The sequence below is a fragment of the Pontibacter fetidus genome (genome assembly GCF_010119545.1).
GTDB classification, from domain to species: Bacteria; Bacteroidota; Bacteroidia; order Cytophagales; family Hymenobacteraceae; genus Pontibacter; species Pontibacter fetidus.
Genome location: NZ_JAAEAA010000027.1, coordinates 1 through 16,503 on the forward strand (window position 1 = coordinate 1; position 16,503 = coordinate 16,503).

Annotated in this window: 15 protein-coding genes; 9 read left to right on the forward strand and 6 right to left on the reverse strand. The window is 47.6% G+C overall.

Going from position 1 to position 16,503, the window contains the following annotated elements:
* Positions 1 to 197: pirin-like C-terminal cupin domain-containing protein (locus GWO68_RS16080; RefSeq protein ID WP_317164538.1), on the forward strand; the 197-nt coding region annotated here is incomplete at its 5' end.
* A 109-nt stretch (positions 198 to 306) separates the two neighbouring features.
* Here GWO68_RS16080 and GWO68_RS16085 read toward each other — a convergent pair.
* The 4 genes from GWO68_RS16085 to GWO68_RS16100 all read right to left on the reverse strand — a co-directional run bounded on the left by GWO68_RS16085 (position 307) and on the right by GWO68_RS16100 (position 7,005).
* Positions 307 to 1,320, reverse strand: a complete 1,014-nt coding sequence (locus GWO68_RS16085) for a pseudouridine synthase (protein WP_162347496.1) — start codon at positions 1,318 to 1,320, stop codon at positions 307 to 309.
* Positions 1,321 to 2,457: 1,137 nt separating this feature from the next.
* Positions 2,458 to 3,435, reverse strand: a complete 978-nt coding sequence (gene rluF / locus GWO68_RS16090; protein ID WP_162347497.1) for a 23S rRNA pseudouridine(2604) synthase RluF — start codon at positions 3,433 to 3,435, stop codon at positions 2,458 to 2,460.
* Between the two features lie 179 nt (positions 3,436 to 3,614).
* Positions 3,615 to 4,994 carry a branched-chain amino acid transport system II carrier protein gene (brnQ, locus tag GWO68_RS16095; protein WP_317164539.1) on the reverse strand — a complete coding sequence of 460 codons (1,380 nt, stop codon included), beginning with the start codon at positions 4,992 to 4,994 and terminating at the stop codon, positions 3,615 to 3,617.
* A gap of 454 nt (positions 4,995 to 5,448) precedes the next feature.
* Entirely contained in the window at positions 5,449 to 7,005 is a 1,557-nt protein-coding gene (locus tag GWO68_RS16100; RefSeq protein ID WP_162347499.1) for a M20/M25/M40 family metallo-hydrolase, read from the reverse strand.
* Between the two features lie 195 nt (positions 7,006 to 7,200).
* Between GWO68_RS16100 and GWO68_RS16105 the strand changes: the two genes are divergently transcribed.
* The 5 genes from GWO68_RS16105 (at position 7,201) to GWO68_RS16125 (ending at position 10,454) form a co-directional block, all read left to right on the forward strand.
* On the forward strand, positions 7,201 to 7,464 hold the full coding sequence (locus GWO68_RS16105) for a hypothetical protein (RefSeq protein ID WP_162347500.1): 264 nt from the start codon (positions 7,201 to 7,203) through the stop codon (positions 7,462 to 7,464).
* Positions 7,465 to 7,576: 112 nt separating this feature from the next.
* Positions 7,577 to 8,167, forward strand: coding sequence for a membrane-associated protein (locus tag GWO68_RS16110; RefSeq protein WP_162347501.1), 591 nt, complete (start codon positions 7,577 to 7,579; stop codon positions 8,165 to 8,167).
* Positions 8,168 to 8,274: 107 nt separating this feature from the next.
* Complete coding sequence (locus GWO68_RS16115) at positions 8,275 to 8,751, forward strand: c-type cytochrome (RefSeq protein WP_162347502.1); 477 nt, start codon at positions 8,275 to 8,277, stop codon at positions 8,749 to 8,751.
* 139 nt (positions 8,752 to 8,890) lie between these two features.
* Complete coding sequence (locus GWO68_RS16120; RefSeq protein WP_162347503.1) at positions 8,891 to 9,934, forward strand: NAD(P)-dependent alcohol dehydrogenase; 1,044 nt, start codon at positions 8,891 to 8,893, stop codon at positions 9,932 to 9,934.
* 85 nt (positions 9,935 to 10,019) lie between these two features.
* Positions 10,020 to 10,454: an acyl-CoA thioesterase gene (locus GWO68_RS16125; protein WP_162347504.1), complete on the forward strand. Its 435-nt coding sequence runs from the start codon at positions 10,020 to 10,022 to the stop codon at positions 10,452 to 10,454.
* A gap of 172 nt (positions 10,455 to 10,626) precedes the next feature.
* Here GWO68_RS16125 and GWO68_RS16130 read toward each other — a convergent pair whose 3' ends face one another.
* The gene (locus GWO68_RS16130; RefSeq protein ID WP_162347505.1) at positions 10,627 to 11,250 is read right to left on the reverse strand and encodes a class I SAM-dependent methyltransferase; all 624 of its coding nucleotides are present in this window, start codon (positions 11,248 to 11,250) and stop codon (positions 10,627 to 10,629) included.
* 109 nt (positions 11,251 to 11,359) lie between these two features.
* Here GWO68_RS16130 and hutU point away from each other — a divergent pair, with 109 nt between their 5' ends.
* The 3 genes from hutU (at position 11,360) to hutG (ending at position 15,942) form a co-directional block, all read left to right on the forward strand.
* Complete coding sequence (hutU, locus tag GWO68_RS16135) at positions 11,360 to 13,072, forward strand: urocanate hydratase (RefSeq protein WP_162347506.1); 1,713 nt, start codon at positions 11,360 to 11,362, stop codon at positions 13,070 to 13,072.
* A 564-nt stretch (positions 13,073 to 13,636) separates the two neighbouring features.
* The gene (gene hutI, locus GWO68_RS16140; RefSeq protein WP_162347507.1) at positions 13,637 to 14,896 is read left to right on the forward strand and encodes an imidazolonepropionase; all 1,260 of its coding nucleotides are present in this window, start codon (positions 13,637 to 13,639) and stop codon (positions 14,894 to 14,896) included.
* 71 nt (positions 14,897 to 14,967) lie between these two features.
* The gene (gene hutG, locus GWO68_RS16145) at positions 14,968 to 15,942 is read left to right on the forward strand and encodes a formimidoylglutamase (RefSeq protein ID WP_162347508.1); all 975 of its coding nucleotides are present in this window, start codon (positions 14,968 to 14,970) and stop codon (positions 15,940 to 15,942) included.
* A 63-nt stretch (positions 15,943 to 16,005) separates the two neighbouring features.
* Here the strand turns inward: hutG and GWO68_RS16150 are convergent, their stop codons facing one another.
* On the reverse strand, positions 16,006 to 16,413 hold the full coding sequence (locus tag GWO68_RS16150) for a T9SS type A sorting domain-containing protein (RefSeq protein WP_162347509.1): 408 nt from the start codon (positions 16,411 to 16,413) through the stop codon (positions 16,006 to 16,008).
* Between the last annotated feature and the right edge of the window lie 90 nt (positions 16,414 to 16,503).

Genomic DNA, 16,503 nt, shown 5'->3' on the forward strand with positions numbered 1-16,503 from the left:
TTAATCTGGTAGAGTCTACAAATGATGGAGAGGAACTGAAAGTAGAAGCACTGGAAAACAGTTATATATTGCTAGGCCACGCACTGCCGTTTAACGAACCTGTAGTATCGCATGGCCCGTTTGTGATGAACACCGAAGAAGAAATTCATGAAGCTTTCCGGGATTACCAACTTGGTAAAATGGGTGTCTGGAAGTAATGGCGCTACTATAGTTTGCGTATCATGGTTCAGACCTTTAACTTCTAAATCCACAAACTCTATAACAAAGAAGGTGCGGCTTTAAGCCACACCTTCTTTGTTATATAAGTTACCTGCCGCGTTTCGGTCCGCCCCCTGTTGTTTTGCGGCTAGCGCCAGGTGCCGAACTGCTTCTGCTGGCACCTGGCCTCGATGACGACGTTGGCCGGCTGGCCCCACGAGCTCCTTTAGCGTTGCCTGCACCACCTCTGGCTGCTTTGCTGTCTTTCGGTTTACTTTTGCCAATGCGGGGCGCACTTCCTGCTTTGGCAATTTTGTTAGTACCAGCTGTTTGCCTGTTATCTTCTTTCTTCGGCGGTCTGCCTCCTGCACTATAGCTGGAACCACGACCTCTGCCGGTTTCTTCTTTCGGAGCTTTGCCTGTGGCTATAGTTCGCAGTAATTCCACTTCAGTGCCGGTTAGCGTGCGCCAGTGGCCGGTAGGTAATTTGGTAAGGTTAATGTTCTCGATGCGGAGGCGCTGCATGTGTACCACTTTGTATCCAAAGCTTTCGCAAACCATTTTTATGTTGTGGTTGGTACCCGGGGTAAGCACAATCCGGAAACGGGTAGAGCCTTCTTTCGAGATAAAGGTCTTTTTCAGTTTTTCGCCTTTCTCGTCTTCGCCGCCACCAATCAGCTTAGCTATAAAATCAGCGGTGATCATCTTATCAACCGTAATAATGTATTCTTTCTCGAAGCGGTTATCGTTGCGTGTGATTTTACGCACCAGTTCCGTATCGTTACTCAGGAAAAGCAAACCTTCGCTGTCGCGGTCTAAGTAACCGGCAGGCTCCAGGGTGGCCGGGTAATTAATAGCCCGCACCACGTTGTCCCGTACGGCAGGGTCAGACTTGGCCGACATGCCAGATGGCTTATTGAATACTAAAAAAACCGGCAGTTCTTCGCGCACACGCACAATCTGGTCATCGATGCGTACTTTATCTTTAGGGGTAACCAACACACCAGGCACTGGTAATTTGCCATTTACCGTTACACGTTCTTCCTCAATCAGTCGGTCGGCTTCGCGTCTGGAGCAAAAACCGCTGTCGCTTATAAATTTATTTAATCTTTTTGGTTCCATGGTCAGTGTTTGGCGTTTGGTATTGGTACTGGTTTAAGCCCACGCCAGTTTAAATCAAAAAGCAAAATTACAGCAAAAGGATGGGTTTACCTTTTTTAATTGCAAATTCCTTTTCACGTCTGTCATTTCGAGCATTCTTGAGACGAGACTCGAAAAGAGACAGCGTAGCTGAGAGGAATCTTAAGTGTCCTATAGTTAGAGTTTATATTTCTTACTTTGTCATTCCGAGGATAGCCGAGGAATCTTATATGTCTTATAGTTGACATTACTTGCTATCTGAACCAAGCTATCCTTTCAAATTCCCTACAATCCTGGGAGCTCTACTTGCCTATAGTTCTATAGTTAGCTTTGGTGCCCTCACGGCCGGGAGGCCCCGTCTTCGGGCATCGCGCTGCTGCCTTCTTGCTATCCTCGTACCTCGGATTGGCTCACGCCACCGCAACAAGTCAAAGGCGCTCACCCCAAAGACTGCGATCTTTCTACAATGTACCGCTTAACTATAGTTTGAAACGGTAAGTTCCGCAATTGATCGTGGTTATAGTTCCGTAGGGACAGGTCGCGACCTGTCCGATCTTGGTCTGTACCTATAGAATTATACCTGCAACTATAGCAGTAGCAAAAAGTCCCCCTTTGAAGGCAGGGCCGTTAAGTTCTAGCAAATTCTCCCCTTGAGGGGAGCGCAGAGGGGTGTTTGTATTAGCGGGTGAATTTAAAACTGGCTAACAATAGGCTTTTTGGTCCTGAATAACACCCCTATAATCACCTCAAAGGGATAGTTCTCGGCAGAACTTAACGGCCCTGCCCCTTTGAAGGGGGCAGGGGGATGACAATCAGCAACTATAAAACTATAGCCCTCACTATAACAACTACAGAATTTCCCCTATTGAGAGGGGCAGGGGGATGTTATTGCAAAGACTAAATTTCCCTTCTCACAAGATCCTTCCAGGATGACAAAAGAAAAAGTAGAAGAAACTCCCTCTCCTGTTTTGGGGGGAGGGGCCCTCTTTAAAAGGAGAGGGTTGGGGTGAGGTAAAACGCTAACTATAGAACTATAAACTAATCCATAGTTAAGGCAAAGCAGACCCGCTAATGTGCATGTACCTCAGAGCGCCTTATGCCAATGCCTGAAATCTTGACTTACCTTCTCTTACCACCACTTCTTCCACCCGCTCTACCACCCGCATTTCCTTTTGATGCACCGCGGGATCCACGGTTGCTGGACGAAGTTTTTGGTTTGTCGCGTTTAGCGGATGAGGAGCTTTTACCACCACTTTTATGAGCACTACCTGAACGGGATGGCTTACCTGAAAAACCAGCTCCACTTCGTACTTTAGGCTTAGAACCAGAAGTAGAAGTGCTTTTGCCTGAGCTATTAGCTTTTTTACCTGATGAACCCTCTTCGGTTTTACTGGAGCTTTCTACCAGGCGCATCATTTCCGCAACTTCTGTTCCGGTCATTTCGCGCCACTGGCCCAGGGGTATTTTGTTAAGCGAGAGGTGCATAATACGGATACGTTGCAGTGTCTGTACCTCGTAGCCCAATGTTTCAGTCATGCGGCGGATCTGGCGGTTCATGCCCTGGGTCAGAATGATCCTGAACTTGTTGGCGCCCAGCTGCTCTACAAAACACTTTTTAGTGTTCACGCCAAGTATAGCTACACCATTGCTCATTTTCTCGACAAACGCCTGGTTTATAGGTTTATCTACCGTAACAATATATTCCTTTTCGTGCTTGTTGCCGGCCCGCAGTATCTTATTTACAATGTCGCCATCGTTGGTAAGTATAATCAGGCCTTCCGAATCCTTATCCAGGCGACCGACCGGGAAGATGCGCTCCGGGTAATTTACAAAACTGATGATGTTATCGCGTTGAGAGCGGTCGGTGGTAGTTTCGATGCCGGCTGGTTTGTTCAGCAGCAGGTATACAGGTTCCACGGCATCTACTTCCAGCAGATTCCCGTCTACGCGAATTTTGTCTTTGGCTGTAACTTTAGCGCCCACTTCGGGCTGTTTTCCATTTACGGTTACGCGGCCCTGTTCTATCAACTTGTCAGCCTCGCGTCGCGAGCAAACCCCGGAGTCACTTATAAATTTATTTAATCTGATGGGTTCCATAGGTTATAGTTTGTTAGAGTGGCACACCGCTTTATAGTATCCTGAATAAAGATCAAAGTTAAAGAAAACAGTTGGTTTACCTGCTTCCGGTAAAAACAGATGCTATAAAAATAAACAAGGCAATACACCAGTCTTAAAACTGATATATTGCCCTGTATGCAATTAAAATGGCTGTGGTTTTACTCGCTGGCCAATACAACTTCGCGGTTTCTGAGGGAAAACAGATACCCGATAAAGCCGCCAACTATAGCCGGAACCAACCAGCCCATACCTAAACTATAAAGTGGAAGATACTCGGCAAAAAGTTTACTGATCTCCAGTTCTAATCCTGCTGCATTCACGCCGTCTACCAGGCTAACGATACCTGCAAACAGCACCGACCAGGGATAAATACTGTTGCGTTTGCCAACTACAGGCGACAGCAACGAGAGTATAATAAGCACGATAACCATTGGGTAAATAGCTACCAGTACAGGCACCGAGAAAGAAATGATCTGGGTAAGGCCGACGTTTGAAATAATGGCGCTAACTATAGTTAACACCAATACATATGTTTTATAAGAGATGCCAGGACGTAACTTGTTGAAATAAGATGCACACGCAACTATAAGCCCTACGCTGGTGGTAAGGCAGGCAAAAATGATGGCAACACCAAGTAACAGGCTGCCAAATACCCCAAACTGTAACTGCGTAACCGTACTTATGATGATACCGCCATTCTCAACATGGCCCAGGGCAGTTACGCTGGTAGCACCCGTGTAAGCCAGCCCTACATAGACCAGTGCCAGTCCGCTTGCTGCTATCAGGCCAGCAGAGAGGCATACTTTGGCAATGCTTTTAGGCGCTTCCACACCTTTTGCCCGAATGGCATTTATAACGATAAGTCCGAAAATAAAGGAACCGATGGTGTCCATGGTAAGATAGCCTTCCTGGAAACCCTTAAAGAACGGTGCATACTCGTAAGCAGTGAGCGGAGCCTGTATGCTACCTAACGGATTCGTAATACTGACAATCAACAATACAAACAAGATTAGCAGCAACACTGGTGTTAAAATTTTGCCGATGCGGTCCACTACTTTTCCCGGGTTAAGAGAAAGCAGGTACGTTACCCCAAAATAGATAACAGAATATACCAATCCACCCAACCCGGAAGCACGCAAACTATCGGTCAGGAGCGGGGCGATACCGATCTCATACGATACTGTACCCGTTCTAGGCACAGCAAACAGGGGGCCTATAGTTAAGTAAATGATAACCGGAAACAGCAAACCGAAAACCGGGTGCACCCTGGCTGATATACTCTGCACATCTTCGTTCTTAGCCATCCCGATGGCAATAACGCCAAGCAGTGGCAAGCCAACACCCGTCAGTAAAAAGCCCAGTATAGCAGGCACAAGCTGGTCGCCGGCAGCCTGGCCAAGCGATAACGGGAAAATAAGATTGCCTGCGCCAAAGAATACAGCGAATAGCATTAAACCAATAAAAAAGGTTTCTTTTGGGGAGATGCCGGTACTTTTCAAAACGATAAAATTGGGTTGTAGATAATATTCTAACCGCAATTAAATACTCATAATATCAAAATACTACTAATCAGGTAATTATTTAATGTAGGTACAATGAATTATTGTTTTTTTGTAACCTATTTAAGTATTAATTATGAAAATAGGAGATAAGGAAGAAGGGGTGTCGTTATCAACTGATTGGTTTCAGTCGCAAAACTATAGTTGTAAGCTGGTCAGTTGGGTTATATTACTTCGGCTGCGCTGTTATAAGTAGCGAACATACTAAAGGGTAGAAAGCATTATTCAGAGTAAGTTCGGTTACAAAAACGGCGTTATTTCAAGTGCGTAGGTAAGGGGATATCGAGTTTCAGAATAGTAAATGGTGCTGAGGTTGTTTTGGGTTGTTGCGGAAAATGATGCCTTCTGTCATGCTTATGTATTGGATAAACCTGCTTTTTAACAGAACGGGCTACCTGAAAAGGTAGCCCGTTCTGTTTGATTATGGCTATAGTTAATCTAAACCACCTTTGCGGGTTGGTTCGCGCTGGGCTGGCCAGGTAGTTTGCTCACCGGTACGCGGGTTTACAGGCAATTTAATTTTTTCGCGGTTAAACAGTTCCGGTTCTTCGCTGGCCTTGTAGGCAAGTATAGCTACCAGTATGGCATTGCTGCGCACATCATCAAACACAATTTTGTCATAGGTGTCGCGGTTGGTGTGCCAGGTATAGTTGCCATACGACCAGCTAAGCGAGCTCAGCATAAAAGCAGGTGCACCCGCTGCCACAAACGAGGCATGGTCGGAGCCGCCGCCGCCTGGGAAGCCCGGAAACTGGGTCTGTATAGAGCTGGTAATTTCCTGTGGCGCAGCGCTTAACCAACGGCCCAGGTAATCATACGCATGTAAAAAGCCCTGGCCCGAAATGTTAGCCACACGGCCTGTTCCGTTATCCTGGTTAAATACTGCCTGCACGTTTTTCACAATTTCCGGGTGATCTGCCACAAACGCGCGGGAACCGTTCAGGCCTTGCTCTTCGCTGCCCCAGTGGCCAACCAATATCGTACGTTTCGGGTTAGGGTACATTTTTTTCAGGATGCGCATAGCTTCCATCATCACAATCGTTCCGGTGCCGTTATCGGTGGCGCCGGTTCCGCCATTCCATGAGTCGAAGTGCGCAGACAGGATCACGTATTCGTTTGGTTTTTCGGTGCCTTTTATTTCTGCAATTGTGTTAAAAGCAGGGGCGTTTTTCAGTTCTTTTGCCTCCGCCTGTATGCGTATCTGTGGTTTTTTACCAGACTCTACCAAACGGTACAGCATGCCATAGTCTTCCAGCTCGATGTCTACGGTAGGTATCTTTTTAGTGTAAGCGCCAAATATCTTGTTCACGCCAAATCCGCCAGACCAGTTAGACATAACCACACCAGCAGCGCCGGCTTTTTCGAGGGCAACAGGTAAGGTACGGCTTGTTTTACCTGTTTTCTGGATGCGTTTGTTCCAGGCTTCAGTGGCAGCAGTCTTTTCGGCTTGCATTTTTTTGAATGATTCTTCAGTAGCAAACTCTTTCCAGTTGTACTCCGGGCGGCCGGTTGGCTGGTTCATCGAGATCATCACCAGTTTGCCTTTAACTGCCGGCAACCACTTCTGGAACGCGATAGAATCTGTAAACTCAGGAAGTATAATAACCTCAGCGGTTACGCCTTTGCCTTTTGTGCCGGGGTTCCAGGCCAGTTGTACGCCATCCAGGGTTTGCAGGCGTGGGTGCACCATGTCGATGTGGGTAATGCCTCGTTGCCAGCCGCGCCACTCGCCCCACTTTTCGTTACGGGCATCAATGCCCCAGCTTTTATACTTAGCTACTGCCCAGTTGTTTGCCTGTTCCATTTCGGGGGTACCAACCAGCCTCGGACCTATGCCGTCTAGCAGTTCATGAGCCAGTTTCTCGAGCTGCGAGTTTTGGGTGGCCTCTTTTACAATGTTTTCTACTACCGGGTCTTTGGGTGCCTGTGCATGGGCAAGGCTACCAGAGAGCGCCAGTAGTACGACGAAGGCTTGTAATTTCTTCTTCATACGGGTTAAAAAGTTATAGTTTGGTTAGCGATATTTTCGGGGTTGGAGTAAATTTAGGCAACAAGGTTTAATATCAGAACCTGAATATTTAATTTTTAGTTTTCTGGCAACAGCGATCACAGCCTGTACGCCAACTATAGTTTGAAACTATTTGCCGGGGCTAGAGCTTATCTTTAAAAAACAGGAAACCGAACCATGCTGGAATATTCGATGTTTGAGCGGCTCCCATTCCGGAGCCAGGCAGAAGCCATAGCGAAAAACGGGACCATACTTGCCCGGCGCAAGTATAATACCTGGCATGTAACGCTCTATGAATTCAATGACACGTTTGTAGAGCTTTGGTCCGGTGATGCTGTTCAGGTATTCAGTACATTTAAAGCATCTGCCAGCAAAGTAGCCATTTTTGAGCCCTATTTGGATAGTGTGGATGTAGGGGAACTGGGCGTGTCGGAACTATAGATTACATCATAAGAAATGCCGCTGCCTTACTCTTTCTGGCAGCGGCATTTTTGTTTCTGTAGTAATGCAAAAACGTACACTATAACTGTTAGGTTAAGTAAACAGCCTTATCATGAACCACACCATTCCACTCTGGCTACCTGTAGTTTATACTTTGTTTTTACTGGTGCTGGTGCCTGTTTACTGGAAGAACTATGGTCCGGCTAATTTCCTGTGGTTTTCCGACATTGCGCTGTTCTCTATATGCATAGTGCTCTGGACCGAAAACCGGTTACTACACAGTATGATGGCTGTAGGTGTGCTGGGGCTGGAACTTGTCTGGAACGTTGACTATTTCGGAAGGCTGCTAACCGGAAAAAAACTGCTGGGGCTGAGCGGTTATATGTTTCAGTCTGAGCTGAGTCTTTTTCTGCGTAGTCTTTCGCTTTTTCATGTGGTGCTGCCGGCTATAGTTATCTGGTTACTTGCTGAGTGGGGATATGATACAAGGGCTTTATACTTCCAGACCGCGCTGGTATGGTGTATACTTATCATTACATATCTGTTTACGGATCCGAAAGAGAATATTAACTGGGTTTTTGGGTTAGGCATTCGGCCACAGCATAAAATAGCTCCTGGTTTATACTTTGCTCTGGTTATGATTTTCTTCCCGGTCTTTATATTTCTGCCTTCTCATTTATTGTTGAATTTGCTATTCAATTAATATCAACTTTGCGTTATATATCTTTAAATTAGCCGCAGAACCATCCTTATAAAACACACATACCGCAACAACGTAAAGCATTAACAATTCATTTATCCAGAACATCTATGAAAAAAGTGATTCTCTCTTTAGCATGTGTGGCGCTGTTAGTGTCCTGCGACTCTAAAAAATCAGAATATGATGCGTACTACACGCAAGAGTATAAAGACTCGATAGCTGCCGTAACACCTGAAAAGCCAACCAACACCCAGACAAAAGTGGGCTCTGATGCAGCTGTAAACGACATGACAGACTCAGGTGCGGTAGCCGCAGCACCTAAAAATGAGTACGAACTGGGTATGACCCTCATCTCGAAATCAGACTGCCTGGCCTGCCACAAAAACGACCAGAAAGTAGTTGGACCTGCCTACACCGATGTTGCTGCCAAGTATGAGTTTAACGACAAGAACGTCGATTACCTGGCCCAAAAAATTATAAAAGGTGGTGCAGGTGTTTGGGGTGAGATACCAATGCCTCCGCACGCTGACCTTGCCGTAAAAGATGCCCAGGAAATGGCCAAATACGTACTATCGCTTAAAAAATAAGGTAGGGTTTGCCTTAAAACTATAGCCGCAATAAATACCAACCGGGGTATTTATTGCGGCCTGTTTTATAGATATTACCAACAAAACAGCTTAGCCCCTGTTACACTTCCGATCATTTATCTAAACCAAACTATAAACTATGAGTCAAGCTAAAGCATATGCCGCCTTCGACCCATCCAGCCCGCTGGGGCCCTGGAATTTTGAGCGCCGCGAAGTAGGAGAGCACGATGTGCAGATCGAAATTAAATACTGTGGCGTGTGCCACTCAGACCTGCACCAGGTGCGCAACGAGTGGGGCGGCGCCATGTACCCGCTGGTGCCCGGCCACGAAATAGTGGGGGTGGTAACCAAAGTAGGAAGCAAAGTAAAAAAGTTTAAAGAAGGCGACCTGGCCGGTGTGGGCTGTTTTGTAGACTCGTGCCGCGAATGCCATAGTTGCAAAGAGGGCCTGGAGCAATACTGCGAAGTGCAGAACGTGGGCACCTATAGCAGCTACGAGCGCGATGGCAAAACAATTACGTATGGGGGCTACTCCTCGCATATTGTTGTGGATGAGAACTATACGCTTAAAGTACCCAAAAAACTGGACCTGGCCCGCACGGCGCCATTGCTTTGCGCAGGTATTACCACCTACTCGCCAATTATGCAGTGGCAGATAGGAAAAGGCCACAGGGTAGGTATAGTTGGCCTGGGCGGATTGGGCCACATGGCCGTTAAAATTGCTGCAGCCAAAGGCGCCGACGTTACGGTGTTAAGCACTTCGCCAAACAAAGAGCAGGATGCCCGCGACTTGGGGGCACATAATTTTGCCGTTACCAAAGACCCGGAAACGTTAAAGCAGCTCCGCAATTCTTTCGATTTTATAATTGATACCGTTTCGGCCCCGCACGACTATAACCTATACTTATCGATGCTGAAGCGCGACGGAACGATGATTTTGCTGGGTGCACCACCAGAGCCATCTCCTGTTGCAGGTTTCAGTCTGATTGCGCGCCGAAAGCGTTTGGCAGGTTCTATGATCGGGGGCATCCCGGAAACACAGGAAATGCTTGATTTCTGCGCCGAGCACAACATCATGTCCGACATAGAACTGATCCCAATCTCAGAGATAAACAATGCCTACGAACGCATGCTGCGCAGTGATGTAAAGTATAGGTTTGTGATTGACATGGCAAGTTTATAACAACTATAAGCTAACTTTGAGGCGGCTTCTGCAACATAGCAGGAGCCGTTTTATTTGATTAATACTTCCAATTATAATTTCAAAAATGAGCCACGTTTTTAAAGGCAAAGTAATGTGGGCGCATCTCGATGCCAACATGCACATGCGCCACTCTGCCTACGCCGATTTTGCTGCCCAGGCCCGTATCGAGATACTTGATGAATTGGGTTTGAGCATGAAGGTTTTCCAGAAGCTGCACATCGGCCCCATCCTGTTCAGGGAAGAAACAACGTACCTGCGCGAAGTAGGCGTAAATGAAACAATAACGGTAACTACCGAGTTGTTAAAAAGCAAAAAAGACGGTTCCCGCTGGGCTATCCGCCACGAACTGTTTAAGGAGGACGGTGTGAAAGCTGCTGTGATTATAGTAGAGGGTGCCTGGATAGATGTACTGAAGCGCAAGCTGGCAACACTGCCTGACGAACTAGCCGACCATTTTATGCACATCCGTAAAAGCGCCGATTTTGAAGAAATAGCGTGAATAAGCATGGCGCGAGTGTCCTCGCTCGTGACGAACTATAGTTGGGCGTCCCGCCCATTAGCATCATTCTAAAGATATATTAGTTCCTAACTATAGTTTGTAAAAAGGGGCCAGAGGCCCCACTATAGTAGACACGAGCGAGGACGCTCGCGCCATGTTCCATATTTTGATTTTATAGTTTCCGCAACACCCAGGTTGTCATACTTCTATCCTGTTCAACTATAGTTGTTTTCAGCGGGTCCAGCCTTTCAGCACCAAGTTGTTTTTCCAGTTCTGCCAGCATCTGTTCGTCAGCTAAAAACCAGATAGGCCCGTGTGCCATGCGGTAAAACCTGGCTTCCAGGTGTTGTAGTTTTCCTTCCAGGCCAATGGTTGTACTGAATCGGCAAAATAACATACCACCTGGTTTTAGCACACGCCATAGTTCAGCAACTATAGTTTTAAAATGCTCCTCGCTTCGGGCAAAGTGTAGCACAGCACTACATACCACTACATCAAAAAGGCCATCCTCAAAAGGCAGGTTATCCAGGTCGGCAACTATAAAATTGCGGACAGGCAGGGTAGGAGCCAGTTCTTTTGCCAACTGTTTTACTTTTTCTACGGCTGTTTCCGATACATCAGCGCCGTATACTTTAACGCCGGCCTGCAGCAGGTAAGAAATATTCCGGCCGTGACCACAACCGGCATCCAGCAAGGACATGCCTTTCTGGATGCGACCTTTCAGCAGTTGGTCGAACAGGTAAATGTCTATGTCGCCGAATTGTGATTTTAGGGAGTTGATGGGCAAATGGAACATAAGCTTATAGTTTGTACTATAGGTATACAGCCTAAATTAAGCATGATTTTGTTATCCTTTTTGCTTTATTTTTAAGAATATTGAAGAAGATTTTACGATAAAGCTAACTATGAATACTGCACCAGAAACAGAAACAATTCAGCGCTCAGGCCTGTCGGTGAGCGAGTTTATCCAGAAATACGCCAACCATCCAACCTATATTCCGCCAACCGGTCCGGAACTGAATGCTAAAAACTGGCAATCGGAGGCGGCGTTGCGCATGTTCCTGAACAACCTGACCGACGAAGTGGCTGAAGACCCTTCGCGTTTGGTGGTATACGGTGGCATAGGGCAGGCGGCGCGCACGGTAAAAGATGCACAGAAAATAATTGAAGTGCTGCTGAACCTGGAAGAAGATGAAAGTTTGCTGGTGCAGTCTGGTAAGCCGGTTGGTAAAGTAAGAACTCATGCTGAAGCGCCGCGCGTACTTATCGCCAACTCAAACCTGGTGCCGCATTGGGCAACCTGGGAGCATTTTAACGAGCTGCGCGAGCGTGGACTGATGATGTACGGCCAGATGACCGCCGGTAGCTGGATCTATATCGGTACGCAGGGCATTTTGCAGGGTACTTACGAGACCTTTGCAGCCTGCGGAAGAATACATTTTAACGGCGACCTGCGCCATAAATTGCTCGTAACGGGTGGTTTAGGCGGTATGGGTGGCGCGCAGCCACTGGCGGCAACTATAGCCGGTGCTACTTTCCTGGGTGTAGACATTGATCCGGAGCGTATCAAAAAACGCCTCGAAACCCGCTACATCGACAAAATGACCTACGACTACGAAGAAGCCAAGCGCTGGGCCCTGGAGGCCAAAGAAAAAGGCGAAGCGATCTCGATAGGTTTAGTTGGTGATATTGGTGATGTGCTGGAAAGACTGATCCAGGATAACATCACCCCAGAGATATTAACAGACCAGACCTCAGCACATGACCCTATAAACGGCTACGTACCAAACGGCCTGACACTGGAAGAAGCCAAGGCACTGCGCGAAAGCGATCCGCAGGCATACAAAGCCCGCTCTCTGAAAAGTATGGCCCGCCACGTTGGCTTTATGCTGGAATTACAGAAACGAGGAAGCCGCACTTTTGATTATGGCAATAACCTGCGCGAGTTTGCACAGCAGGGCGGCGAGAAAAATGCCTTTAACATACCGGGCTTCGTGCCGGAATACATGCGTCCGCTTTTCTGCGAAGGCAAAGGCCCATTCCGTTGGGCAGCCCTTTCCGGCGACCCGGAGGATATAAAAGTAACCGATGCTGCTCTGAAAGAACTGTTCCCGGAAAATACCCACATGATAAACTGGCTGAACGAGGCAGAAGAGAAAGTGGCGTTCCAGGGCTTGCCTTGCCGTATTTGCTGGCTGGGCATGGGTGAGCGCGAAAAAGCCGGCCTGATGTTTAACCAACTGGTGCGCGATGGCAAAGTAAAAGCGCCAATCGTTATCGGCCGCGACCACCTCGACTGCGGTTCTGTAGCGTCTCCGTACCGCGAAACCGAAGGCATGCTGGATGGCTCTGATGCCGTATCTGACTGGCCATTGCTGAACCTGATGTCGAACACTGCCGGTGGCGCAACCTGGGTATCATTCCACCATGGTGGTGGCGTTGGTATTGGTTATTCGCAGCATGCGGGTATGGTTATTCTGGCTGATGGTACCGACCGTGCCGACCGCTGCCTGAGCCGCGTGTTGCACAACGACCCGGCCATGGGCATCTTCCGCCACGCCGACGCCGGCTACGAAACTGCCCAGGAAAATGCAGAAAAGTTTGGTTTAAACATTTAACCTCACCCCAGCCCTCTACTAAAAGGAGAGGGAGTTTTTTTGCTACTGCTATAGTTGAAGTTATAGTTTTATAGTTTCAGACCAGGATAAGGACAGGTTTACCTGTCCCTAAAAAACTATAGCCACGATCAATCTCGAAGCAGGCAGGTTCAAACTATAGATAGTGGTCAATAGTAGAAAGATCACAGTCTTTGGGTTGAGCGCCTCGAGAGGTTCCGGTGCCGCAGGCATTGCGAGGTACGAGCAAAGGAAGCGAAAGCAGCGCGATGCCCAGAGACGGGGCCTCCCGGCCGTGAGGGAGCCAAGCCAACTATAGAACTATAGGGGAGTAAAGCTCCCAGGATTAGAGGAAGTTTGAAAGGATAGCTTGGAGAAAGGAAGTATAGACTGCAACTATATGGCACAGATTTCTCCCGATGGTCGAAATGACAAAAGAGAACTATATACTTCCTCTATAGGACACATAAGCTGCCTCGGCTAACGCTCGGAATGACAATTATTGCAAACGCAACTACAAATCCAATAACACCAGTATATAAAATAGCTTACTGACAACCAAAAACTATGAACCATCACGAAAACTTCACGCTGATCGGCCCTTTTACCCAGATCCTGACAATGACAAACCTACCGGAGGCCGGAGCTATTACCGACGATGAACTGGATGTGCTGGAAGATGGCGGAATTGTGGTGTGTGATGGTGTAATAAAGATGGTAGGTAAGTATAATGTGTTGCTGAAAGTAGCGCAGGAAGAGCATCATAATTTCGAAAAAATAACGGAACCGATGGTATTGCTGCCCGGCCTGGTAGATGCACACACGCATATTTGCTTTGCCGGCTCCCGCGCCAACGATTACGCTATGCGTGTGGCCGGAAAGTCGTACCTGGAAATTGCCAGAAACGGTGGCGGTATACTGGACAGCGTGCGCAAAACCCGCGAAGCAACTATAGTGGAACTGGTAGGATTGCTGAAAAAGCGCTGCGACCGGCACCTGGCCGAAGGCGTAACAACCTGCGAGGTAAAAAGCGGCTATGGCCTGACCGTTGACGATGAGTTGAAAATGCTGGAAGCTATAAAGCTGGTAAACAAACATCACGAGATCGACCTTGTACCAACCTGCCTGGCTGCCCATATGCGTCCGCCGGAATACTCGGATTCTAATGTATACCTGCAGCATGTTTTAGAGGAACTGCTGCCACAGGTAAAGGAACAGGAACTAGCAAACCGTGTGGATATTTTTATAGAAGACACCGCCTTTACCGAACGGGAATCCTTGGAGTATTTGCTGGCTGCCAAAGAGCTGGGTTTTGACATAACTGTACATGCCGACCAGTTTAGTACCGATGGCAGCAAAGTAGCTGCCGAAGTAGGTGCCGTAAGTGCCGACCACCTGGAAGCCAGCGGGGAAGCAGAAATTGCGTTGCTGAAAGAGGCAGGTGTAGTAGCGACGGTGTTACCGGGGGCATCGTTAGGCTTGGGAATGCATTATGCACCTGCCCGTAAAATGCTGGACGGTGGCCTGTGCGTAGCCATTGCTACCGACTGGAATCCCGGTTCTGCACCAATGGGCGATCTGTTGCTGCAGGCAGCTTTGATTGGAGCATCGGAGAAACTAACTATACCTGAAACAATAGCTGCCATTACTACCCGCGCTGCAAAAGCCCTTAACCTGAAAGACCGCGGTTGCCTGGCAAAAGGGCAGGTAGCAGATTTTATAGCTTTCCCTACCTCTAACTATAAGGAAATTTTATACTTCCAGGGAAAACTGAAGCCAACTATAGTCTGGAAACGGGGTGAAAAAGTACAGGTAACTATACCCTAAGTTACGGTTGCTCCAAACTACCGGTAGGCTCAAGAAACAATTTAACAATTCAGCCATTAAACCATTAACCCATGTATAAACCAACGGCACCCGGCACCTGGAAAGGCAGAGTAGATGCCCATGATGGCGAAGAAGGAAAACGCTGGCACCAGGGCATAAAGCTGTTGAACCTGACCGATGAGCCCGAAGCTGCTGTTGCAACACAGGCGATAGCGCTGCTGGGCTTTTGCTGCGACGAAGGCGTGCGCCGTAACCAGGGCAGGGAAGGAGCAGTAGATGGCCCGGCGGCGCTGCGGCAGGCCATGGCGTCGTTTGCGTGGCACCTGGATGAAGATGTGATGCTGTCTGATGCCGGCGATGTGTTTTGCACCAACCAAAACCTGGAAGAAGCGCAGAAACAGCTCGGCAAAAAAGTACATGCGTTACTATCAAATACTTATAAGACGATAGTGCTGGGTGGCGGTCACGAAACTGCTTACGGCCATTTCTTAGGTATAAAACAAGCATTACCGGAAGGCCAGCAACTTGGTATTATCAACTTCGATGCACATTTTGACCTCCGCAGCTACGAAAAGCAATCCAGTTCGGGTACGCCTTTTCTGCAAATAGCCGATGACCTGGCCGCTGCTAGTATCGATTTTAATTACCTGTGCCTGGGCATACAGCAAGCCGGGAATACGCAGAAGCTGTTTAACACCGCAGAGAGTTATGGGGCAGATTATGTGTTTGCACCCGCCTTGCAGGTTTATAACTTCCAGAATTTGCAGGAGAAGCTACAGCAGTTTATAGCTATAGTGGATGTGCTGTATGTAAGTATCGATATGGACGTTTTTGCAGCTGCCTATGCGCCCGGCGTAAGCGCGCCAGCGGCCTTAGGTGTAAACCCTGAGGTTGTATTGCTGCTGTTGCAAGAGATCATCAACAGCGGTAAATTATTAACGATAGATGTAGTAGAACTTAACCCGAAACTGGATATAGATAACCGGACTGCAAAACTGGGAGCAGCGTTGCTGTACCATGTGGTGCAGCAATGGAGCCAGGTATAAGCTGTAAAAACAGCGGCCCTGCACATTAAATGCAGGGCCGCTGTTTTTATGGGACAACTATAGTTATTGCCCTATCTTAAATTTGGTCCAGTAGGTGGTGTCGGAGGTTTTTACTTCAACCAAGTAGGTATCGGGTTTTAGTTTGCCTACGTTGTAGCTCCAGGCTTGCTGCTTTTTGGCTGTGCTTACAGGTTTTTCAAATACTTTCTGCCCTTTTGTATTGGTTATGGCCAGTACAGCGTCTTCTTTCAGTTGCTGCTCAAAATCGAGTTTAAAGGTGCCTTTGGGGGCAGGCGTTAAAAACAAACCGGATAAGGTTTCAGAATCGTTGGTGCAGGCGGTGTGTGGTTCGTGGTCTTTTTCGGTGGCTGCAGGAGTTTTTTCCTGGGTTTGTGCTGTTGCCGGCCATGCCTGCATCATAAACGGAACTGCCGCAACTATAGCCCATGCATACGTTTGTTTCATCTTCATAAATAGCTCACAGTTTAAAGTAAGTGTATAGCAAGTGCTACTACATTTTTGAGGCCAGTTTTATAGTTCGGTACTAATTTTTTTGATGTA